The organism is Litoreibacter sp., assembly GCF_058136045.1.
Genome location: NZ_JBYVDD010000008.1, coordinates 490,021 through 510,518, shown reverse-complemented (window position 1 = coordinate 510,518; position 20,498 = coordinate 490,021). Strand labels below are relative to the sequence as shown.

The following is a 20,498-nucleotide window of genomic DNA, read 5'->3' as shown; positions in this document are numbered from 1 at the left end:
CGACTGATGATTGCTGATTTTTTCAAACGCCTGACTGCTGCCAAAGAAACCCCGCTAGAGGCCAGCGATGCGCGCCTGTCACTGGCTGCCCTTTTGGTACGGCTTGCACGCTCCGATTACGATTATGCCCAAAGCGAAATGGCCCAGATCGACGCCATCCTTGCACGCCACTTTGAGGATATCGGCCCTGAGGGTGCCACCGCCCTGCGCCTTGAGGCGGAACAGATCGAAGCCCAAGCCAATGATACCGTTCAATTCACCCGCGACATCAAAGAGGCCGTTGCCCTTGAAGAGCGCACCGAGATCGTCGAGGCGCTGTGGGAATTGATCCTCTCAGATGGCACGCGTGACCACAATGAGGACGGCGCGATGCGCCTTATCGCCCCGCTTCTGGGCCTCAATGACCGCGACAGCGCGTTTGCGCGCCAACGGGTCCAAGCCCGATTGGCATGATCGCCGCCCTGCCCATGTACGAGCGGCCCGAGACCGCCGCCGCGCATGATCGTCTCTGGGCGCTGATCCATCAAAATCTTGGCTACGGCCCTGATCACCTGACCCGAGCCGCGAACTTATGGGACATTTGGCAATCGCCTGATCTGTTGCTGGCACAAACCTGCGGCTTGCCATTTCGCGCCCGCCTGCACGCCCGTGTACAACTCGTCGGCACGCCCGATTACGGCCTGCCCGACTGCCCCGCTGGATATTACCGCTCCGTCCTTATTGTCGCCGCAAATGATCCCGCTACGACACTGGAAGACACACTAAAAGGCAAGGTCGCGATCAACGAGGCGCTGTCTCAATCCGGCTGGTGCGCGTTGTGGAATGCGGCGCAGGATCAGGGGCTAAGCATCCCGCCGGTCCATGTCTCAGGCGCCCATGCGACCTCCGCGCTTTGGGTTGCTCAGGGCCGCGCACGCATCGCAGCCCTTGATATGCTCACTTGGGAGTTGATCCGCGCCCATGACCTCGACCTCGCAAACCAGTTGCGCGTGTTGGACTTAACCACGCCAACGCCGGGACTGCCCCTGATTGCAGGCCCAAACGCCGATATCGCAGCGTTGCGCCTCGCGATCACACAAGCAATCCATGATTTACGCAAAGACGACCGCGCGCTGCTGCACTTGGAAAAGCTCGTCCAGATACCTGCACAGGCCTATCTAGATCAGCCGCTCCCTCCAGCCCCCCAAATCGCATAAACACTTAACTTCCCTCTCGTCACACAACGAAACCCCATTGCCAAAGCCGCAAAATTCGGCCCTATTACAGTACTGCTATATTCACCGTGAGGTTCCGTGCCTGCCAACACCCCCCCGATCCTAGACCCGGTTCTAGAAATCCGTGACCTGCACAAAGCCTATGGCGATCTGGAGGTCCTTAAGGGCGTCTCGGTCCATGCAAAGGCTGGCGATGTTGTCTCGCTAATCGGCTCCTCCGGCTCGGGTAAATCCACCCTGCTGCGCTGCGCCAACCTGTTAGAGGACAGCCAACAGGGCGAGATTTTATTCTGCGGCGAGGCTGTCAGTTGGAAGGGGGAAGGCCGCCGCCGTCACCCCAGCGACACCAAGCAAGTCACCCGCATCCGCACCAATCTCTCTATGGTATTCCAGCAGTTCAACCTGTGGTCACATATGACGATCTTGCAAAACGTCATGGAAGCCCCTCTGACTGTGCTGGGCAAAGACCGCAAAGAGGTGGAAACCCACGCTCGCGCCCAACTTGAAAAAGTCGGCATCGGCGACAAATGCGACGCCTACCCCGCGCAATTATCAGGCGGTCAGCAACAACGCGCCGCCATCGCGCGTGCGCTATGTATGCAGCCCAAAGCACTGCTATTTGACGAGCCGACCTCGGCGCTCGACCCCGAATTGGAACAAGAGGTGGTGAAAGTGATCAAAGACCTCGCCTCTGAGGGGCGCACAATGCTAATCGTGACCCATGACATGCGCTTGGCAGCAGATGTCAGCGACCACGTTATTTTTCTACATCAAGGCCGGATTGAAGAAGAAGGCCACCCTGATCAGGTCTTTGGCGCGCCAAAGACTGAACGGCTGCAACAATTTCTGAGCGCAACTGTGCCAGCCTGAATTACACGAACACCTGCTCATAAACCTGGGAGACTACACTATGAAAAAACTTATCCTTGCCACCACCGCACTTGCGCTATCCGCAGGCTTCGCCTTCGCAGATGGCAAAACCATCCGCATGGGCACCGAGGGCGCATACCCGCCCTATAACTTCATCAACGATGCTGGCGAAGTTGACGGGTTCGAGCGCGAGCTGGGCGACGAGCTGTGCAAACGCGCCGAACTGACCTGCGAATGGGTCACCAACGAGTGGGACAGCATCATCCCCAACCTCGTATCAGGCAACTATGACACCATCATTGCCGGCATGTCGATCACGGCAGAGCGCGATGAAGTCATTGATTTCACGGACCCTTACACCCAACCGGACCCGTCCGCATACCTCGCAATGTCGGCTGACATCGACCTGAAATCCGGCGTTATCGCCACGCAGGCCTCAACCATCCAAGCCAGCCACGTAGCGGCCATGGACGGTGTAACACTCGTTGAATTCGCCACCCCAGAGGAAACCGTCGCCGCCGTCAAAAATGGCGAAGCAGACGCGGTTCTGGCCGATAAAGCCTTCCTCGAGCCCGTGGCAGAAGCCGAAGCCGACCTCAGCCTTGTCGGCGAAGACGTGCTGCTTGGCGGTGGCATCGGCCTTGGCGTGCGCGAAAGCGACGGCGAGCTGAAAGAGAAGTTCAACAAAGCCATCCAGTCGATGAAAGCCGACGGCTCCCTGAATGCGCTGATCACCAAGCACCTGCCCGGCTCGGCCACCTTCTAAGTACAAACAGCTGGGGGGAAGCACACCGCCTCCCCCCATCATTGTTCTATAAATATCCAAATTCCGACCTCTGATGAGGCCCCAAAATTTTCCAACATTGCGCCGATCCATCCACACTTGAGGGCCTGAGCTGGCTTAGCTGCTACCTGACCACAGGCAAGCACATGGGCCTCTATTGGGCCTTTGGAACCGTGCTCACGCTGCTGGCCATCACCGCCCCCGCCGCTTTGATATTCGGCTTTGGCGGGGCAATTGCCGCGCGCTCAACCCTGTTGCCGCTGCGCTGGCTTGGCAAAACCTACATCGCTGTTGTGCGCGGCGTGCCTGACATCGCGTTTTTCTTGTTCTTCGTCATAGCGCTGGACCAAGGTCTTGAGTGGATGCGCCACCAATACCTCTGCCCCGACTGGGGCCAGCCAATTCGCCAAGGCAGCGATTTTGTCGTCTGCCAAGCCGCCAAACTGCCCTTGGGCAACGCCCCGCAATGGGTGCACGAGATCTACGGCTTCTTCACCGCCGTACTGACCTTCGCCATCGTCTTTGGCGCGTTTGCCGCCAATGTCCTTTACGGCGCGATGAACGCGGTTCCCAAAGCCCAAATAGAGACCGCGCAAGCCTATGGCATGACCAACGCGCAAACCTTTCGCCGCATTACCATGCCACAAATGTGGGTCTACGCCCTGCCCGGCTTGTCCAATCTGTGGATGGTGCTGATCAAGGCCACGCCCCTGTTGTTCCTGCTCGGCGTCGAAGATATCGTCTACTGGGCGCGCGAGCTGGGCGGCACCAAAACCCCGCGTTTCACCGACTACCCGCATGGCGACTGGCGGTTGTGGTACTTTCTGGGGCTGCTGGTGTTCTACCTCGCCTTCACCAAATTCTCAGAATTCGTGCTGGAGCGCATAATGAAGCGCCTCACCCATGGCCAAGCCACCTTGGGCGGTGCGCTATGAGCTGCTGGGACACCGTTCAAATCTATGCCTTCCGCAGCCTCGGCTACGGCGAGCGTCTGCTGCCGCGTGAAGATTTCACCATCTGCCAACAAGCAACGCTGATCGGCTCGGGGATGATCTGGAACATCTATTTCGGCCTGATCGCCCTGATCGCCGGGTTCTTCGTCGCCAATGCGATTGCAGTGGCCAAAGCCTCGCCAAACCCGTGGCTGCGCCGCCCTGCTGATTGGTTCATCCTGATCTTCCGCGGCTCGCCGCTGTTCATCCAGTTCTTCCTTGCCTACTTTTTGTTCCTGACCCTCAAACAGGCCACTGGCACCTTCAGTTGGCTAACCTCTGCTTGGGCGGGCGCGTTGATCGTGCTGTTCCTAAATACCTCCGCCTACTCCGCCGAGATTTTCTACGGCGCCCTGCGCTCGGTGCCAAAGGGCGAGGTCGAGGCCGCCGACGCCTACGGCATGACCGGCTGGAGCAGGTTTCGCCGCATCATCTGGCCCACCACTTTGCGCCTCGCATGGCCCGCCTATACCAACGAGGCAATCTTCTTGTTCCACGCCACAACGCTGGTATTTTTCACCGGCTTCCCGGCGTTCCAACAAAAAGGCGACGCGTTGTATTACGCCAACTATTTTGCCGACAAAACCTTCAACCCGTTTATCCCCTACCCAATTCTGGCCGGATACTTCATCTTGCTAACATTGGTGGTGATCGGGATCTTCGGGCTGATAAACCGACATCTTAATCGTCACATACCGCAGGCGTCTCGCCGCAAAATTCGCTACCGCCCGCAACTCATTCGGTAAGGCTCAAGATGGACAGCTGGCTCAAAGAGAACCCCACCGTGCGCAATATTCGCACCGCCGTTGCCGATTTGAACGGCATTGCGCGCGGGAAACGTGTCCCTGCCAGCGCCGCGCCAAAGCTGGCAACAGGCAGCGTGCGGATGCCGTACTCTGTGCTCAATGTCGACATTAAAGGCGATGATATCGAAGACAGCCCGTTGGTGTTCGAGACCGGCGACCGCGATGGCACCCTACGCCCGACCGAGCGCGGCTTTGTCCCCGCCCCGTGGCTTGCCACCCCCGCCGCCCTACTGCCGATGTGGATGTTCGACGACGACGGCGCGCCGTTCCAAGGCGACCCGCGCCACGCCCTGCGCGCGGTGCTGGAGCGCTACAAGGCCTTGGGCCTGCGCCCGGTGGTGGCAACTGAGTTAGAGTTCTACCTGACCGACGACACGGGCGACGAATTGCGCCCGCCGATATCGCCCCGCACAGGCAAACGCCTCGCGGCAAATGACGTGCTATCGCTAGATGCGCTTGACAGTTTTGATGCCTTCTTCACCGATATCTACGAGGCCTGCGATGCCATGGGCATCCCCGCTGACGCCGCCATTTCCGAGGGTGGCATCGGGCAATATGAGATCAACCTCATGCACAGCGACGACGCCCTGAAAGCCGCTGATGACGCATGGCTGTTCAAAATGCTGACCCGCGGTCTGGCCCGCAAACACGGCCTTGCAGCCACCTTCATGGCCAAGCCCTATGCCAGCCACGCAGGCACCGGACTGCATACGCATTTCTCGATCCTTGATGCCAACGGCACCAACATTTTCGACGACGGCGGCGAGGCTGGCACCCCTGCCCTAAGGCACGCCATCGCCGGATGCCTTGCTGCCATGCCCGCCTCCATGTTGATCTTCGCGCCGCACGGCAACAGCTATGAGCGCTTCACCCCGGGCGCACATGCTCCAACCGGCATCGCATGGGCCTATGAGAACCGCACATCGGCCATTCGCGTCCCCGCAGGGCCCCACATCGCGCGCCGGATCGAGCACCGCGTGGCGGGCGGCGACGCCAACCCCTACCTGATGCTGGCCACAGTCCTTGGCGCAGCGCTCATCGGGTTGGAGGATGAAATGCAAGCCCCCGCACCGATCACAGGCTCGGCTTATGACGCCGACTTGCAGCAACTGCCGACCACTTGGGCCGAGGCAATCAAGGCCTTCGAGGCATCCCCCATACTGCCCCGCATCCTGCCCCAGCAATTGATCCGCAACTTCGCAATGACCAAGACGCAAGAGGCAAAACACTACGCCACCTTGAGCACGAGCGCGCAAATCGCCCTCTACCTTGACGCGGTATAATAGAGAGGCCACCCAAGGATTTAGATGACACTGCGACACCTCTGCACAGCATTTCTTGGCGCGATCACCCTCCCCCTATTCGCACTCCCAGCGGCGGCGGGGCCTTATAGTTTGCTCGATGGCCGCCAAGTCACCGCGCTGGACAGTTTCCAAGACTGCGACGTGTGCCCCGAAATGGTGGTGCTTCCCATGGGCAGCTTCCTGTTTGGTGCGTCGCTAGAGCAAACAGTTGATACGCCTAGATTGCTTAACCTAAAGCCCGGTGAGCAACCCGGAAGGCCGCAAGAAGGGCCCGAGCATTCCGTAGTAATTGATGTACCCATCGCCATGGGGCGCAACGAGATCACACGCGAGGAGTGGCAGGCTTGTCTTGATGACAATGGCTGTACGCATGATCCAGATCCGACAATCCATAAAATGGATGGGCATTTGATTGCAGATGAACCGCGTAGCCCCGTGATGCGGGTGTCGTTCCTGGATGCGCAGGAATATGTTGCGTGGCTGAATGCGCGTGTTGGCGCGGACGTTTACCGTCTACCAACCGAAGTAGAGTGGGAATACGCGGCACAAGCTGGGTCCAACACAAAATTTGCTCAGGGCAATGCTTTAACGAGAGAGCAGGCAAACTTTACCTTATACAAGAGGGACGATGACAGATTTATATCGCTACCGGGTCAACATACAAGACCCGTCCCTGTGGATGAGTTGGATGCAGCCAATGTCTGGGGGTTACGGCATATGTCCGGTAATGTTCGAGAACGCACCATGTCCTGTAGGAGTAAGCGCCATTTGGGCCTAACAACATCAAGCGCCTATCTAGATGCAGCCACTCGAGTGGCATCCTGCCGCCGTGTGGCTAAAGGTGGCACATGGAGCGCTCATGTTGAATATGCCCGCCCCGCAAGTCGCGGTAGCTCACCCGAAGACAGTCGGACTTCGAAAACAGGTTTCCGTATCGTTAGATAATTTTTTGGAGATTAATATGCCTTTTGAAGACGGACCATCTGATCGACCCAGCAAAGCTTGATACGTCACGATCACTTCAGGAGTGAGACAACAATGAAACGACTTCGCCGGGTTTCGCTTAATGCAATCGCATGTTTTACCCTCCCCCTATTCGCACTCCCAGCGGCGGCGGGGCCTTATAGTTTGCTCGATGGCCGCCAAGTCACCGCGCTGGACATGTTCCAAGACTGTGACGCCTGCCCCGAAATGGTCGTTTTGCCGACGGGCAGCTTCGTCATGGGCGCACCTCTGGAACAATCAGAAGCCGTATATTTTCTGTGGAACAAACCCAAACCGGGGGAGCCGATTGGGATGCTATCTGAAGGTCCGGAACATGAGGTGATCATCGACAGTCCAATCGCCATGGGGCGCAACGAGGTGACCCGTGAGGAATGGCTGGCCTGTGTCGCTGACAAGGGCTGCTCGCATGTGCCGGACCCTAGAATACTCAAAGCTGGGGGCGGATATTATTACGTGGACGACCCGCGTCATCCAGTTTTTGACGTCTCATTTCTCGACATGTTGGAATACGTGGCTTGGTTGAACCACAAGGTTGGTGCGCAGGTGTACCGCCTGCCAACCGAGGCCGAATGGGAATACGCGGCGCGTGCAGGCACCACCACCAAGTTTTCCCAAGGTGACAGTTTGACAACGGATCAGGCGAATATCGGCGTGTTTCACCGCGTAGAGGGGCGCTTAAAAGCGGATCCCAACAATCGCAAAACCCCTGTGACCGTAGATGAACTCGACGCTGCCAACGCTTGGGGGTTGCGCCATATGGCGGGAAATTTGCTGGAACGGACAATGTCATGCTGGAGCGAACGGCATCTAGGCCTTCCTACGTCTAGCGACTATTTGGCCGCAGCTAGAGAAATAGCCAACTGCCGTCGTGTTGGCAAAGGTGGCGCATATCAATCAAGTGCCGAATATGCCCGCCCCACAAATCGTGGCAACGGTGCTGAAACATTTCGATCACGAAGTGGCGGATTTCGCATTGTCAGAGAATTATAAGGAGAATACCGCCGCGCTCCCCCTTCCTCATTACCCCCCTATCCAGCCAAACCACCCTTCGCTATTCTAATCAAAACACACACCAAAGAGGCCCTGAAATGAAAATCGGCATCCTGTCTTGCGGCCACGCCATGCCTGAGGTGGCAACCACGCGCGGCGATTTCTCGGATATGTTCGCGGCGTTGCTCTCGGGTCATGGCTTCACCTTCGAGGACTACGACGTGGAAAACATGCAATTCCCCGCCAATATCCACGACTGCGACGGCTGGCTGTTGACCGGATCCAAACACGGGGCCTATGAGGGGCACGCGTTTATCCCACTGCTAGAGACCTTCATTCGCGAGACCTACGCCGCCCATGTTCCGATGGTCGGCATCTGCTTTGGCCACCAAATCATCGCGCAGGCTTTGGGCGGGCACGTCGAAAAATTCGACGGCGGCTGGGCGATTGGCCTGACCGATTACCAGTTTGAGGGCTTGGGCGAGATGCAGCTAAACGCTTGGCACCAAGATCAGGTTATCCGCCTCCCCGAGGGCGCAAAACAGATCGCCTCTAATGATTTTTGCGAGAATGCGGCGCTGATTTATGATGACAGGATTTTAACCGTCCAGCCGCACCCTGAATTCGACGGGCCGACCGTGAACGATTACGTCACCCTGCGCAAAGGCACTGGCAACTACCCCGACGAGCTGATGCAACGTGCCGCCAACACCAGCACCCAAGCCACCAGCAACCGTGCTATGGGTGATACGATTTCCGAATTCTTCAAACAGCCCCGTGAGGTGCTCAATGCCAGCTAAGAGAAAAACCAAAAACACCGATTGGATGGTGCATCTGCCCGAGGCCGCCACTGATTATCTGGAAGGACAGCGCCTTGACGAGGTCGAATGCATCGTCTCGGACCTGCCCGGAATTGCGCGCGGCAAGGCTGTGCCTGCCACCAAATTCGCGCGGCAATCGCAGTTTTATTTGCCCAACTCGATCTACTTCCAAACCATCACTGGCGGTTGGGGCGAGGCCGCGGGTGAAGGGGGGTTTACCGAGCCGGATATGATCCTCAAGCCCGACATGGAGACCGCCTGCGCCGCGCCATGGACCGGCGACTGGACATTGCAAGTCATCCACGACGCCCTTGATCAACAAGGGGAGCCGATCCCCTTTGCGCCGCGCAACGTATTGAAACGCGTGGTCGAGCTATACCGCAAAGAAGGCTGGGAGCCAGTCGTCGCCCCCGAGATGGAATTCTACCTCGTGGCGCGCAACATCAACCCCGCCGAAGCCATCGCGCCGATGATGGGCCGCTCGGGCCGCCCCGCCGCCGCGCGACAGGCCTACTCAATGAGCGCCGTGGACGAGTTCGGCCCCGTCATTGACGACATCTACGACTTTGCCGAAGACATGGGCTTCGAGATCGACGGCATCACCCAAGAAGGTGGCGCCGGCCAGTTGGAGATCAACCTCGCACATGGTGATCCGGTGAAACTCGCCGATGAGATTTTCTACTTCAAGCGCCTGATCCGCGAGGCCGCCCTGCGCCACGACTGCTTCGCCACCTTCATGGCCAAACCGATCGAGGGCGAGCCGGGCAGCGCCATGCATATCCACCACTCTGTGGTCGATACCAAGACGGGCCAGAACATCTTTACCGGCCCGGACGGGGCCGAGACTGACGCCTTCATGCACTTCATTTCCGGGCTGCAAAACCACCTGCCCTCGGTCATTGCCCTGCTCGCGCCCTATGTGAACAGCTACCGCCGCTACGTCAAAGATCACGCCGCCCCGATCAATCTGGAATGGGGGCGTGACAACCGGACCACTGGCATTCGGGTGCCGATTTCTGACCCGGCATCACGCCGCGTCGAGAACCGCTTAGCGGGCATGGATTGCAACCCCTACCTCGGCATCGCCGCCTCTCTGGCCTGCGGGTATTTGGGGTTGAAAGAGGGGAAGAGCCCGACCAAAGAATACAAAGGTGACGCCTATGACGGCACCGAAGAAATCCCAAGAGATTTGTATTCTGCTCTTGATTTATTAAATGAATCCAAAGAGATGCAAGAAATACTTCATCCAGATTTTGCGCGAGTCTATTCCATAGTCAAAACCGCCGAGTATGATGAATTTCTGCAAGTCATCAGCCCGTGGGAACGCGAACATTTACTGACCAACGTATGAAGCGCATCGCTGCCCTTTTGGGGGTCTCTGCCATGCTTCTCATTGGCGGTTTCGTCATTTTTAGGGGGGAACTTCCAGCCTCTCTCCAAGAGGTTATAGCTCCGCCCTTTCAAGCTGAATTCGAGCACAGAACGTTAGAAACCAACACTGACACCCCCATAACCCGCACATGGCTTTTGCCACGTGAGGCCCAACTTCCCCATGGGTTTGTGCTGCTGCTCACCGGGCAGGCGACCAGCGATGGGCCGCTTATCATCACTGACCCTGTCGCCCTGCGTGCGGCCCAAAACACCGCCTATGTTGATCACAAAACGATGGACACGGGGCAATCGGTTATGGTGACGATATTCTCCCTCGGCACGGCCCTTGCGAAGTATTCCACACTGGCAACTATCGGCTGGGACGGCGAGTTAAGGGAGGAATTTAGCTGCTGGTGGTGCGCCGCCAGTGACGAAGCTGCACATGGTCGCGACTTCGCCGGGCTGATCGAAGCTGGCCGCCCGGCAGAGAAAACCAAGACCGAATTTGACGATGAGGACCTTTTCCTTGCTGCCCGCTCCAAAGCCGTAAAAGCCCCCGACACATGGGTCTCCAAACGCGCTACATTTTGGGCAAGTAAATCTGAAACCAATAAGGCGCACGGCCGCCTGACAACATGGCGGATCATCAAACCATGAACCTGCTCGATGCGAACGACCGCCGCGGCGCCTACCCAGATGGATGGTACGCCGAGACCGCCAGCCCCCTTGCGCCCTTTGGTCCGCTTCGGGGCGAGGTCCGCGCCGACCTTTGCGTCATCGGCGGCGGCTATACCGGCTTATCAGCAGCCTTGCACGCGGCACAAGAAGGCCTCGACGTGGTGCTAATCGACGCCCAAAGGGTCGGTTTCGGGGCCTCGGGGCGCAATGGCGGACAAGTGCAATCCGGCTTTAACAAAAGCCAGCAAGATCTTGAAAGGAAACTAGGAAAAAGCGATTCAGCCAAGCTGTGGGAGATGTCGCAAGAGGCCATGGCACTGACCAAACGCCTCTGCGCGCAACATGCGCCGGAGGCAGGCTTCAAGCCCGGCATCGCGCATGCCAACTGGCACGCAAGCGAAACAACCGCCGACCACGCCGAGGCCGCTTATCTGGCCGAGCATTACGCCTATGATCAGATTGAGCCTTTGTCGCGCGACGCGCTCTATGACATCCTGCGCGCGCCCGATTATCACGGCGGCACGTTGGATCACGGTGCGGGCCACCTGCACCCGCTGCGTTATGCTTTGGGGCTTGCGCGCGCCTGCGAGGCGGCCGGTGTGCGCATCTATGAGACCACCCGCGCACATGACATTTACGGCACCACCGTGCGCACTGATTATGGCCGCGTGGTGGCCAGCCATGTCATTCAGGCCACCAATGGATACGGCACCGGGCTAAGCCGACAGACTGCCGCGCGGGTGATGCCGATCAACAATTTCATCGCCGCCACCGCCCCGCTAGGCGCGCGCACACAAGAGGTTTTGCGCCGCGACATTGCCGTCTCTGACAGCAAGTTTGTGGTGAATTACTACCGCCTCAGCGAGGACGGGCGCCTGCTATTTGGCGGCGGCGAAAGCTATGGCTACCGCTTTCCGCAAGACATAGAAGCCACGGTGCGCAAGCCAATGGAGCAAGTATTCCCGCAGCTCAAAGGCGTCGAGATAACTCATGCATGGGGCGGCACATTGGCAATCACCATGTCCCGCCTGCCCCATATCGCGCGCACGCAACCCGGCGTTTTGTCGGCTGCGGGCTATTCCGGTCACGGCGTGGCCTTGGCTGGGTTTACGGGGAAAATCTTGGCAGATGCGGTGCGCGGCGACACCGACGGCTTCGAGCAATTGACCCGCCTGCCCACCGCGCGCTTCCCCGGCGGCCCTGCTTTTCGCTCGCCGCTGCTGGCCTTGGCCATGACGTGGTACGCCACCCGAGACCGTCTGGGAATTTAAAACACTTTCGGATGTTCGAAAACTAGTTTACAGTTTTTCCGAACATGTTAGACGGAAAAACGGTGTAGATATGCGCGACCTTCCTCCAGAAAATGCCCCCAATACCTATGCGGCAGAGCCGATCCCGGAAGCCGCCCGCGCTGCAATTGAAGAGCTGCTCGGCTCTGGCGATCTATTCCGCTACACCGCCCCGGAAAACGCACCGGTGGCTTTGCTGGAGCAAGAGTTCGCAGCACTACTGGGGGCAAAATACGCACTGGCAGTCTCGTCATGCTCGGCCGCCTTGTTCCTTGCCCTCAAAGCGCTGGACCTGCCAAAAGACGCCAAAGTTTTGATCCCAGCTTTCACTTTTGCAGCTGTTCCCTCCGCTGTGGTGCACGCCGATTGCCTCCCCGTTCTTGTCGAGGTCGAAGATAACTACCGCGTCGATCTCACTGATTTTGAACGCAAAATCCCCACAGCCGATGCCGTCCTCATCAGCCATATGCGCGGCCACACCTCTGATATGGACGAGGTTTTGCGGCTGGCCGAATTGCATAACATCCCCGTCGTGGAGGACGCCGCCCACTCACTTGGCACCACATGGAATGGCCAAAATATTGGCACGCTGGGTAAAATCGGCTGCTTCTCGTTCCAAAGCTACAAAATGATCAACGCTGGCGAAGGCGGCATCATGATCACCGACGATGCGACGCTGGTGGCGCGCGCCGTCATCATGTCCGGCGCCTACGAGCACAACTGGTCCAAACACGACATTATCGGCAGCGAGGCCGCGAAATGGCAAAACCAACTGCCGCTCTATAACATGCGCATGCAAAACCTCAGCGCCTGCGTGATCCGGCCTCAACTGGGCGAATTGGCCCGCCGCGTAAAAGACGGGCGCAACAACCACGACTATGTTGCCGCGCGCCTAACAAAAAGCGGATACTTCGACGTCCCCGCCCCTCTGCCCCCGGAAAAACGCGCACCGGATTCGATCCAGTTCAACCTTGTCGACTTCACGCCAGAACAAGCGCGGGCCTTCATGGAAGCCACCAAATCGCGCGGCGTCAACACGCAAGTATTTGGCCTGTCGCAAGACAATGCGCGCGCCTTCTGGAACTGGCAATTCATTCCCGGAGAGACACCCGCCCTGCCCAAAACCCGCGCCATGCTGGCCCGCGCCTGCGATACCCGCTTACCTGCACGCCTCACGCGCGCCGAGTTGGATTACATCGCCGATGCACTGATCGCGGCAGCGACACAAACCCGACCCTAGCCCCCCGCGCCAAATCAAAAATGTCGGGCCGCGCAAGCGGCTCCGTTAGGTCAGGACCCGCATCTGCCCTTTGAGCCAAGGCATCCGGTAGGTGCAATACTCCACGATATCGCGCTGAAACAGGGGCCGTAATTCGCTGGCAACTTGGCTTGGCATATCCTGCGTCGCCCCCTCTCGCGCCACGAGAGAAATCCGGCGCGAAAACGGCGCGAACGGCGGCTCGTACACATCGACCCGTTCAATGAAGCGTTTGGCGCGCATCACGCCCAGCGGCGTCAGCACCGTCCACCCCTCGCCGCGTGCCACCATCGCCATAATCGCGTGGTAGCTGTCCAACTCAAAGCGGTGCGATGCCTGCAACTTCACCCGTGCCAAATGCGACGCAATCTGGCGGCCCATTACATGGCGGGTGGTGTAGGAAATCAGCGGATTGGCCCGCAGTCCGGCCATCAAATCCCCGCCCTCACGCACCATCCGGCGCGGGGTTACGACGACAAATGGCTCCTCCATCAACGGGTGCACCTCATAGGACGGCGGCAAATCTCCCTGATCCGAGGCCACAGCCATATCCAGCGCCCGGGTCTCCAACTGGTCCAACAAGCGGTGCGACGCGCCGGTTTCCAGCAAGAATTGCGCTTTGGGCATTTGTTCTGCCAAACGGGTCAGCAAGGCAGGCGTCACATCCGCGTCCAGATCCTCGATCACCCCAAGTCGCAGCCGCATTCGGGCCGACAAATCCTTTAGCGTCAACTCAGACGTGGCCATTGCAGCCTCATTCAATATCGCCTGGGCGCGGCGCAAAAACAGCTCCCCCGCTTGGGTCAGCGGCATTGGCCGCTCGCTGCGCGTCAGCAAACACGCCCCAAGCGCGGCTTCCAGATTGGACAATTGCTGGCTCACCGCCGAGGGGCTAGCGCCCAAGCGCTGCGCGGCGGCGGTTATCGACGGCTCCTCCGCGGCGGCCACAAATATCTCGATCTGCCAAAGGGTGATTTTACCCGGTGTCTCGACCATTCTCAAACCCCTACTTGCCCATCAATCCCGATTGCCGAGCCCTAATCACATGCGTAAGCTAGCGCCAACTGACACTGGAGGCCAGACACCATGCGAGACAATAACCCCAACTCATGGGAAGCCCGCGCCGATGCCCATTCTTTCTATGGGTTCACCGATTTGCCCACCATAGCAGAGCGCGGCACCGTCGTATTGACCCACGGCGAGGGCCCATATGTGGTTGACGTTCACGGGCGCAAATACCTCGACGCCAACTCCGGTCTTTGGAACATGGTCGCAGGCTTTGACCACAAAGGCATGGCCGAGGCTGCCAAGGCGCAATACGACCGCTTCCCCGGCTACCATTCCTTCTTTGGCCGCATGTCGGACCAGACGGTGATGCTGTCCGAGAAATTGATCGAGGTCTCCCCGTTCGAGCGCGGCAAAGTGTTCTACACCAACTCCGGCTCCGAGGCGAATGACACGCTGGTCAAGATGCTATGGTTCCTTGCCGGGGCCGAAGGCAAACCAGAACGGCGCAAAATCCTGACCCGCAAGAACGGCTACCACGGGGTCACTGCCGTCTCGGCCTCGATGACGGGCAAGCCCTATAACTCCGTCTTTGGCCTGCCATTGGACGGCTTCATTCACCTCACCTGCCCGCATTACTGGCGCGAAGGCCGCAGCGGCGAGACCGAGGCCGAGTTCACCGCCCGCATGGGGGCCGAGCTGGAAGAGGTCATCGCGCGCGAAGGTGCAGATACGATTGCCGCCTTCGTGGCAGAGCCGGTAATGGGCGCTGGCGGGGTGATCCCCCCCTCGGAAGGCTATTTCCAAACCATTGCGCCCATCCTCAAGAAACACGGGATTCCGCTGGTCTCGGACGAGGTTATCACCGGTTTCGGGCGCACGGGCACTGACTGGGGCTGTCAGGCTTACGGCTTCATGCCCGACGCCATCATCTCGTCCAAAAACCTGACCGCTGGGTATTTCCCCATGGGGGCCGTGATCCTTGGACCAGAGCTTGCCGACCGCCTGCAAGCCGCCTCGGAGGCCATCGAGGAATTCCCCCACGGCTTCACCGCATCAGGGCATCCGGTGGGCTGCGCAATCGCGCTCAAAGCCATCGAAGTCATTTTGAGCGGCTCCGACGGGGCCGCGCCCTTGATTGATAATGTGCGCGCCCTAACCCCTAAATTCGAGGCCGAAATGGCCCGTTTAGCCCAGCACCCTCATATCGGAGAGGCGCGCGGCAAAGGCTTGATGGGCGCGTTAGAAGCGGTGAAAGACAAGGCCACCAAGACCCCATTCGACGGCGCATTGAGCGTGTCCGAGCGAATTGCGAACGCCTGCACCGACCACGGGTTGATCTGCCGCCCATTGGGGCAAGCCGTGGTGCTCTGCCCCGCGTTCATCATGACAGAGCCGCAGATGGACGAGATGTTCCAAAAACTGGAAGCCGCTTTGAACAAGGTGTTTGAAGAGGTCGTCTAAGCGGGCCACACACACGGCGGTCATAAGGGCCGCCGTGTGTGCATAAAATCCTGCCGTGTTACTTGGACGGATTGGCCATTTTAGCGACGGCGGCTTGCATGTCGGCCAGTTGCTTTTTGATCGCATCCAACTCGGACGTATCCTTGCTAGGTGTAGCGGGTGCTGCATCCGCAGTGTCAGTACCGGCCCCCTCAGCGCCTTGCCAGCCACCCATCATGTTTTTCATAAACGCTTCTTGCTGGGCCTTGATTTGATCAAACCCCGGCACAGAGGACATCGGGCTGGAAAGGCTCTCTGCCACTTTGCTTTGCCCCTCGCGAAGCATCTCGAAACTGGCGGCCAGAAAGTCAGGAACAACGCTTTGTGCATTTGTTGCATAGCTGCGCACAAGATCAGTTAACACGTTGACGGGCAAAACATTATCACCCTTGCTTTCATTGTCCGCGATGATTTGAAGCAAATATTGACGGGTCAGGTCGCCCCCGGATTTCAGATCAATGATCTGCACATCCCGGCCCTCTTTGATGAACCCAGAAATATCGTCCAACGTCACGTAGTCGCTGGTCTCGGTGTTATAGAGACGCCGCGAGGCGTAGCGTTTGATCAACAACGGTGCCGTATCAGATTTTGCCACGAAAAACCTCCCAGTACTGCGGTGCAGAAAAACGCTAGCCTAGGTGTCGCGGAAAAGAAAGGGGGCACGCACGTAAGAAAAAAGGGCGGGCACAAGGCCCACCCTATAATTCTGCAACCCTAAGGGAGGATAAGGTGCAGTATTTTAAAGCCTAAAGCTTAAGCAGCTTTGGTGGCTTTTTTAGCAGTCGCAGTCAGCTCATCAGTTGCTTTCTTAACAGCAGCAGATGTGTCTTCTTGGATGTCTTTGCCAGCAGCCATCAGCAACTCAACAGTTTCCATTTGCACTTTTTTAGCAACTTCAGCGAAAGCAGCCATGTGCTCGGCGGAAGATTCTGCTTGTGCGGAAGCGAAGTCTGTTACGGCTTTGGAGTAGTCAGCAGGCTCGGCTTGGGCTTTGGAGACGCCGGACATTTTGCCCAGTGTTTCTTTGGTCCATTTGGAGGACAACTCAGCGGAAGTTGCTGCAGCGTCCAGAGTTACTTTGGACATTTTTTCGCCCAAAGCAGCAGAGTTTTTAACTGCTTCGTTGAATGCGGACATGTCTACTGGGAATGCAGCTGTCATGTCGGAGAATACTTTGGTGAAGTCTTGAGTTTTGTTAGCCATTGTCATGGTCTCCATAAATATGGGCCATTTGCGGCCCGATTTGTTTGCGTCTGCAGCATATATACGTGCTGCAACGCAGCATTGCAAGTTTTATTCTGCATTGCAGCATAAATAATTTATGGCCGGAGAATATAACGTGAGAATGGTAAAGGCGCAGGCACGATCCCTCGCCCCCACGCCTTGTTTTAATGGCCTAAACGGCCAACTTAATCGTTGGATTTTTTCAACACATAAGTCCCCGGAGCCGGTGTAAGTATCGGAAATTCCTTACTTCCTGGTTCCCGGGCCGCAACCTGCTTGCTCGATTTTTCGGACAACCATGCATCCCATCGCGGCCACCATGATCCTTTGTTAAAGGTCGCATTGTCCCACCACTCATCTTGCGTGCCGGACATGTCTGCATTGGTGTAGTGGCCGTATTTCTTCTTGGAGGGCGGGTTAATAATGCCCGCAACATGGCCCGACTCAGAGACAATGAAGGTCTTATCCTTTGACCCGAACTGTTTGATTCCCCCGTAAGACCCGCGCCACGCCGCAATGTGGTCCGTCTCGCAGGCAATCGCACAAATCGGCACCTCAACGTCAGACAGCCCCAGCGTCTCGCCCATCAATTCCATCGTGCCCTTGGCCAGCTTGTTGCCTTGGCACAGGTCACGCAGGTACTCGACCACGAAGCGGCCCGACAGGTTGGTGCTATCGCCGTTCCAGTACAACAGATCAAACGCAGGCGGGGCCTCGCCCATCATGTAGTTGCGAATAGCAGGCGCATAGATCAGGTCATTGGCGCGCAGGTAAGAAAACGTGCGCGACATAAAGTAGGAGTGCAAATACCCCTTCTCTGCCACCTGTCGCTCGATCCCGTCGACAAAATCATCCTCAAGGAAAACCCCCATCTCGCCGGGGTCCGAGAAATCAGACAGCATGGTAAAGAAGGTGGCCGACTTGACGGTATCATCGCCGCGCTTTTTCAGCAAAGCCAACACCAAGGACAGCATGGTCCCCGCGATGCAATACCCCACAGCGTTCAGCTGTTTCTCGCCGGTGATTTTCTTAACTTGGTCGAAAACGGTCAGATAGCCGTCCTCCACATAGGTGTCGATGCCCACGTCTGAATAGCTGGCGTCCGGGTTGATCCACGACACGATAAACAAAGTATGCCCTTGATCCACGACCCATTTGATCAGTGAATTGGCCGGTTTCAGGTCCATCACATAGAACTTATTAATCCAAGGCGGGAAGATCACAATCGGGGTGGCGTTGACCTTTTCCGTCGTGGGTTTGTACTGGATCAGCTCAAACATATGATTGCGGAAAACCACCGAGCCTTCAGTCGCCGCAATGTTTTCACCCACCTTAAAAGCTGTCTCATCGGCCAGACTAACCAGCAAGTCGCCCTCGTTGGCCTCTATATCATGGACAAGGTTTTCCAACCCTTTGACCAGTGACGCACCGTCTGTCTCCACGGCCTTGGTCAGCGCATCGGGGTTTGTGGCCAAGAAATTGGTCGGCGCGAACATGTCGACGATTTGCTGGGCAAAGAACGACACGCGGGCGCGCTCTGGGTCACTCAGGCCTTCAAGCCCGTCCATCGCATCCGAGATGGCCTCGGAGTTGTACATGTACTGCTGCTTGATGAAGTTGAAATAGGGATGCGTGTCCCACAACTCGGATTTGAAGCGGCGGTCCGATGGGCCAGTGTCTTGAGGCGGCTCCAACTTGCCCTGAGCAACCTGTTGTTGCGCCTCTACATAGTGTTTTAAGGATTTTCCCCAATAACTGACCTGCTGCTCAATTATTTTGGAAGGATTGTTCATCATTTCGGCCACGAAGGCTGCTGCGGCTTGCTGATACACCTCCTGACCGGGGGCTTGCAGGCCGGGGTCAGAGGACTTTTTTCGGCCCATTGCAGCCACAAGGCGCTTGGTGAGTTCGTCCATTTGGGCAAGGTTCGCATTGAGACGCTCAAGCTTCTCTGCCGCGTCATTATCGCCCGCTGTGTCAGTTTTTGTTGTCATTTTAAGCTTTCCACAATACCCTATGCTGCAACTGCGAAATAACGTCTGCTTGCTTGGGAGGCAAAGCGACGAATTGACGTAGGCTTAGTTTACGCTCGAAAGGAGCCTCCTGTGAAGTACATGGCGACATATGATTTGATGGAAACAATGCGTGTGACCAACCAATGGATGGGTGCAACTGCACAAGCCATGGGCGCATATCCGGCGGTGTCACTGACACCCAACCCCTTCTTTAAGATGCTGGGCGCATGGGGCGAAGTGACTGAGCGCACCTTCTCTCGCATGGTGGCAAAGCCCGATTGGAACATCGCTTCCGTCGTTGGCGAGGATGGCCGGGATCACCAAGTTGAGGTCGAGATCACCGTTGCCAAAGCCTTCGGCGACCTGATCCATTTCAGCGTCACAGACCGCCCCACAAAACCTCGCAAAATCTTGCTGGTTGCGCCAATGTCTGGCCACTATGCAACATTGCTGCGCTCCACCGTGGTGAGCCTGCTTCCAGACGCCGAAGTCTACATCACTGACTGGCATAACGCCCGTGATATTCCGGTGAGCGAAGGCAAATTCGACATAGAAGATTATACGCTCTACCTTGTTGATTTTATGAAAGAACTTGGGCCAGATACCCATGTTATCGCGGTCTGCCAACCCGCACCTTTGGCTTTGGCTGCAACTGCGTATCTGGCCGAAGAAGATCCGTCTGCGCAACCACGGTCCCTGACCTTGATTGGCGGACCAATCGACCCCGATGCCGCAGCCACGGATGTCACTGATTTTGGCCGCCGCATCACCATGGGCCAGCTAGAAGAAACCGCCATTCAGCGCGTCGGCTTCAAGCATTCCGGCGTTGGTCGCATGGTCTATCCTGGGTTGCTGCAACTGGCCTCTTTCATGTCAATGAATTCTGAGCGTCACAAGGCCGCTTTCTCCGAGCAAATCATGCGCGTATCGAAAGACGAAGATGCAGAGCATGACAAACACAATAAGTTCTATGACGAGTATCTTGCGGTCATGGATATGGCTGCGGAATTTTATCTCTCGACCGTCGAGCGTATTTTCAAAGACCGTGAAATCGCCCAAAATAAATTTGTCGTAGACGGTAAAACTGTAGACATTGGCAAAATTACCTCGGTGGCTGTCAAAACGGTTGAGGGCTCAGAAGACGACATTTCGGCCCCCGGTCAGTGCGTTGCAGCATTGGACCTTTGTACTGGTTTGCCGGATGACAAAAAGGCCTCCCACTTAGAACAGGGTGCCGGTCACTATGGTATTTTTGCCGGGAAAAGCTGGCGCAACAATATCCGCCCACTGGTTTTGGAATTCATCGACGCCAACTCTGGCGCGCCTAAAGCGGCGCCAAAATCAGCCAAAAAGAAAAAGGCCTAGAGGC

20 protein-coding genes are annotated in these 20,498 nt (G+C 57.4%); 16 read left to right on the top strand and 4 right to left on the bottom strand.

All coding sequences use genetic code 11. From position 1 onward, the window contains the following. Positions 1–6: 6 nt before the first annotated feature. The 14 genes from AC3Y7R_RS14675 to AC3Y7R_RS14610 all read left to right on the top strand — a co-directional run bounded on the left by AC3Y7R_RS14675 (position 7) and on the right by AC3Y7R_RS14610 (position 13,364). Complete coding sequence (locus tag AC3Y7R_RS14675) at positions 7–453, top strand: tellurite resistance TerB family protein (RefSeq protein ID WP_490042796.1); 447 nt, start codon at positions 7–9, stop codon at positions 451–453. Beyond that, positions 450–1,196, top strand: a complete 747-nt coding sequence (locus AC3Y7R_RS14670) for a phosphate/phosphite/phosphonate ABC transporter substrate-binding protein (protein WP_490042795.1) — start codon at positions 450–452, stop codon at positions 1,194–1,196. The genes AC3Y7R_RS14675 and AC3Y7R_RS14670 overlap by 4 nt, the downstream gene beginning before the upstream one ends. 96 nt (positions 1,197–1,292) lie before the next feature. Continuing rightward, on the top strand, positions 1,293–2,084 hold the full coding sequence (locus AC3Y7R_RS14665) for an ABC transporter ATP-binding protein (RefSeq protein ID WP_490042794.1): 792 nt from the start codon (positions 1,293–1,295) through the stop codon (positions 2,082–2,084). Positions 2,085–2,124: 40 nt separating this feature from the next. Next, on the top strand, positions 2,125–2,850 hold the full coding sequence (locus AC3Y7R_RS14660; protein ID WP_490042793.1) for a transporter substrate-binding domain-containing protein: 726 nt from the start codon (positions 2,125–2,127) through the stop codon (positions 2,848–2,850). Positions 2,851–2,936: 86 nt separating this feature from the next. Next, positions 2,937–3,803 carry an ABC transporter permease gene (locus tag AC3Y7R_RS14655; RefSeq protein WP_490042824.1) on the top strand — a complete coding sequence of 289 codons (867 nt, stop codon included), beginning with the start codon at positions 2,937–2,939 and terminating at the stop codon, positions 3,801–3,803. Then, positions 3,800–4,606 (top strand): ABC transporter permease, encoded by an 807-nt coding sequence (locus tag AC3Y7R_RS14650; protein WP_490042792.1) that lies wholly within the window; start codon positions 3,800–3,802, stop codon positions 4,604–4,606. Before AC3Y7R_RS14655 ends, AC3Y7R_RS14650 begins: the two co-directional genes overlap by 4 nt. Before the next feature lie 8 nt (positions 4,607–4,614). After that, the gene (locus tag AC3Y7R_RS14645; RefSeq protein ID WP_490042791.1) at positions 4,615–5,949 is read left to right on the top strand and encodes a glutamine synthetase family protein; all 1,335 of its coding nucleotides are present in this window, start codon (positions 4,615–4,617) and stop codon (positions 5,947–5,949) included. Positions 5,950–5,973: 24 nt separating this feature from the next. Then, the gene (locus tag AC3Y7R_RS14640) at positions 5,974–6,915 is read left to right on the top strand and encodes a formylglycine-generating enzyme family protein (protein WP_490042790.1); all 942 of its coding nucleotides are present in this window, start codon (positions 5,974–5,976) and stop codon (positions 6,913–6,915) included. Between the two features lie 93 nt (positions 6,916–7,008). Continuing rightward, positions 7,009–7,965: a formylglycine-generating enzyme family protein gene (locus tag AC3Y7R_RS14635; protein WP_490042789.1), complete on the top strand. Its 957-nt coding sequence runs from the start codon at positions 7,009–7,011 to the stop codon at positions 7,963–7,965. Positions 7,966–8,063: 98 nt separating this feature from the next. Next, positions 8,064–8,765, top strand: a complete 702-nt coding sequence (locus AC3Y7R_RS14630) for a type 1 glutamine amidotransferase (RefSeq protein ID WP_490042788.1) — start codon at positions 8,064–8,066, stop codon at positions 8,763–8,765. Further along, on the top strand, positions 8,755–10,137 hold the full coding sequence (locus AC3Y7R_RS14625) for a glutamine synthetase family protein (protein ID WP_490042787.1): 1,383 nt from the start codon (positions 8,755–8,757) through the stop codon (positions 10,135–10,137). The genes AC3Y7R_RS14630 and AC3Y7R_RS14625 overlap by 11 nt, the downstream gene beginning before the upstream one ends. Then, on the top strand, positions 10,134–10,814 hold the full coding sequence (locus tag AC3Y7R_RS14620) for a hypothetical protein (protein ID WP_490042786.1): 681 nt from the start codon (positions 10,134–10,136) through the stop codon (positions 10,812–10,814). Before AC3Y7R_RS14625 ends, AC3Y7R_RS14620 begins: the two co-directional genes overlap by 4 nt. After that, the gene (locus AC3Y7R_RS14615) at positions 10,811–12,106 is read left to right on the top strand and encodes an NAD(P)/FAD-dependent oxidoreductase (protein ID WP_490042823.1); all 1,296 of its coding nucleotides are present in this window, start codon (positions 10,811–10,813) and stop codon (positions 12,104–12,106) included. The genes AC3Y7R_RS14620 and AC3Y7R_RS14615 overlap by 4 nt, the downstream gene beginning before the upstream one ends. A gap of 70 nt (positions 12,107–12,176) precedes the next feature. Then, entirely contained in the window at positions 12,177–13,364 is a 1,188-nt protein-coding gene (locus AC3Y7R_RS14610) for a DegT/DnrJ/EryC1/StrS family aminotransferase (protein WP_490042785.1), read from the top strand. Positions 13,365–13,409: 45 nt separating this feature from the next. Here the strand turns inward: AC3Y7R_RS14610 and AC3Y7R_RS14605 are convergent, their stop codons facing one another. Further along, the gene (locus AC3Y7R_RS14605; protein WP_490042784.1) at positions 13,410–14,378 is read right to left on the bottom strand and encodes a LysR family transcriptional regulator; all 969 of its coding nucleotides are present in this window, start codon (positions 14,376–14,378) and stop codon (positions 13,410–13,412) included. A gap of 90 nt (positions 14,379–14,468) precedes the next feature. Here AC3Y7R_RS14605 and AC3Y7R_RS14600 point away from each other — a divergent pair, with 90 nt between their 5' ends. Next, positions 14,469–15,851 (top strand): aminotransferase, encoded by a 1,383-nt coding sequence (locus AC3Y7R_RS14600; protein WP_490042783.1) that lies wholly within the window; start codon positions 14,469–14,471, stop codon positions 15,849–15,851. 58 nt (positions 15,852–15,909) lie between these two features. Here the strand turns inward: AC3Y7R_RS14600 and phaR are convergent, their stop codons facing one another. The 3 genes from phaR to AC3Y7R_RS14585 all read right to left on the bottom strand — a co-directional run bounded on the left by phaR (position 15,910) and on the right by AC3Y7R_RS14585 (position 19,108). After that, positions 15,910–16,485, bottom strand: a complete 576-nt coding sequence (gene phaR, locus AC3Y7R_RS14595) for a polyhydroxyalkanoate synthesis repressor PhaR (RefSeq protein WP_490042782.1) — start codon at positions 16,483–16,485, stop codon at positions 15,910–15,912. Between the two features lie 158 nt (positions 16,486–16,643). After that, the gene (locus tag AC3Y7R_RS14590; RefSeq protein WP_490042781.1) at positions 16,644–17,093 is read right to left on the bottom strand and encodes a Phasin; all 450 of its coding nucleotides are present in this window, start codon (positions 17,091–17,093) and stop codon (positions 16,644–16,646) included. Positions 17,094–17,299: 206 nt separating this feature from the next. After that, positions 17,300–19,108, bottom strand: a complete 1,809-nt coding sequence (locus AC3Y7R_RS14585; RefSeq protein ID WP_490042780.1) for a PHA/PHB synthase family protein — start codon at positions 19,106–19,108, stop codon at positions 17,300–17,302. A 111-nt stretch (positions 19,109–19,219) separates the two neighbouring features. Here AC3Y7R_RS14585 and phaZ point away from each other — a divergent pair, with 111 nt between their 5' ends. Then, a complete protein-coding gene (gene phaZ, locus AC3Y7R_RS14580) occupies positions 19,220–20,494 on the top strand; it encodes a polyhydroxyalkanoate depolymerase (RefSeq protein ID WP_490042779.1) in 1,275 nt (424 codons plus the stop codon). The last annotated feature ends 4 nt before the right edge of the window (positions 20,495–20,498 follow it).

What these genes read in the sequence shown, in the direction of transcription:
- AC3Y7R_RS14625 (WP_490042787.1), top strand. Translation starts at nt 8,755, where the DNA reads ATGCCAGCTAAGAGAAAAACCAAAAACACCGATTGGATGGTGCATCTG.
- AC3Y7R_RS14675 (WP_490042796.1), top strand. Translation starts at nt 7, where the DNA reads ATGATTGCTGATTTTTTCAAACGCCTGACTGCTGCCAAAGAAACCCCG.
- AC3Y7R_RS14645 (WP_490042791.1), top strand. Translation starts at nt 4,615, where the DNA reads ATGGACAGCTGGCTCAAAGAGAACCCCACCGTGCGCAATATTCGCACC.
- AC3Y7R_RS14620 (WP_490042786.1), top strand. Translation starts at nt 10,134, where the DNA reads ATGAAGCGCATCGCTGCCCTTTTGGGGGTCTCTGCCATGCTTCTCATT.
- AC3Y7R_RS14615 (WP_490042823.1), top strand. Translation starts at nt 10,811, where the DNA reads ATGAACCTGCTCGATGCGAACGACCGCCGCGGCGCCTACCCAGATGGA.
- AC3Y7R_RS14610 (WP_490042785.1), top strand. Translation starts at nt 12,177, where the DNA reads ATGCGCGACCTTCCTCCAGAAAATGCCCCCAATACCTATGCGGCAGAG.
- AC3Y7R_RS14635 (WP_490042789.1), top strand. Translation starts at nt 7,009, where the DNA reads ATGAAACGACTTCGCCGGGTTTCGCTTAATGCAATCGCATGTTTTACC.
- AC3Y7R_RS14670 (WP_490042795.1), top strand. Translation starts at nt 450, where the DNA reads ATGATCGCCGCCCTGCCCATGTACGAGCGGCCCGAGACCGCCGCCGCG.
- AC3Y7R_RS14600 (WP_490042783.1), top strand. Translation starts at nt 14,469, where the DNA reads ATGCGAGACAATAACCCCAACTCATGGGAAGCCCGCGCCGATGCCCAT.
- AC3Y7R_RS14605 (WP_490042784.1), bottom strand. Translation starts at nt 14,378, where the DNA reads ATGGTCGAGACACCGGGTAAAATCACCCTTTGGCAGATCGAGATATTT.
- AC3Y7R_RS14660 (WP_490042793.1), top strand. Translation starts at nt 2,125, where the DNA reads ATGAAAAAACTTATCCTTGCCACCACCGCACTTGCGCTATCCGCAGGC.
- AC3Y7R_RS14630 (WP_490042788.1), top strand. Translation starts at nt 8,064, where the DNA reads ATGAAAATCGGCATCCTGTCTTGCGGCCACGCCATGCCTGAGGTGGCA.
- AC3Y7R_RS14650 (WP_490042792.1), top strand. Translation starts at nt 3,800, where the DNA reads ATGAGCTGCTGGGACACCGTTCAAATCTATGCCTTCCGCAGCCTCGGC.
- AC3Y7R_RS14590 (WP_490042781.1), bottom strand. Translation starts at nt 17,093, where the DNA reads ATGGCTAACAAAACTCAAGACTTCACCAAAGTATTCTCCGACATGACA.
- AC3Y7R_RS14585 (WP_490042780.1), bottom strand. Translation starts at nt 19,108, where the DNA reads ATGACAACAAAAACTGACACAGCGGGCGATAATGACGCGGCAGAGAAG.
- AC3Y7R_RS14640 (WP_490042790.1), top strand. Translation starts at nt 5,974, where the DNA reads ATGACACTGCGACACCTCTGCACAGCATTTCTTGGCGCGATCACCCTC.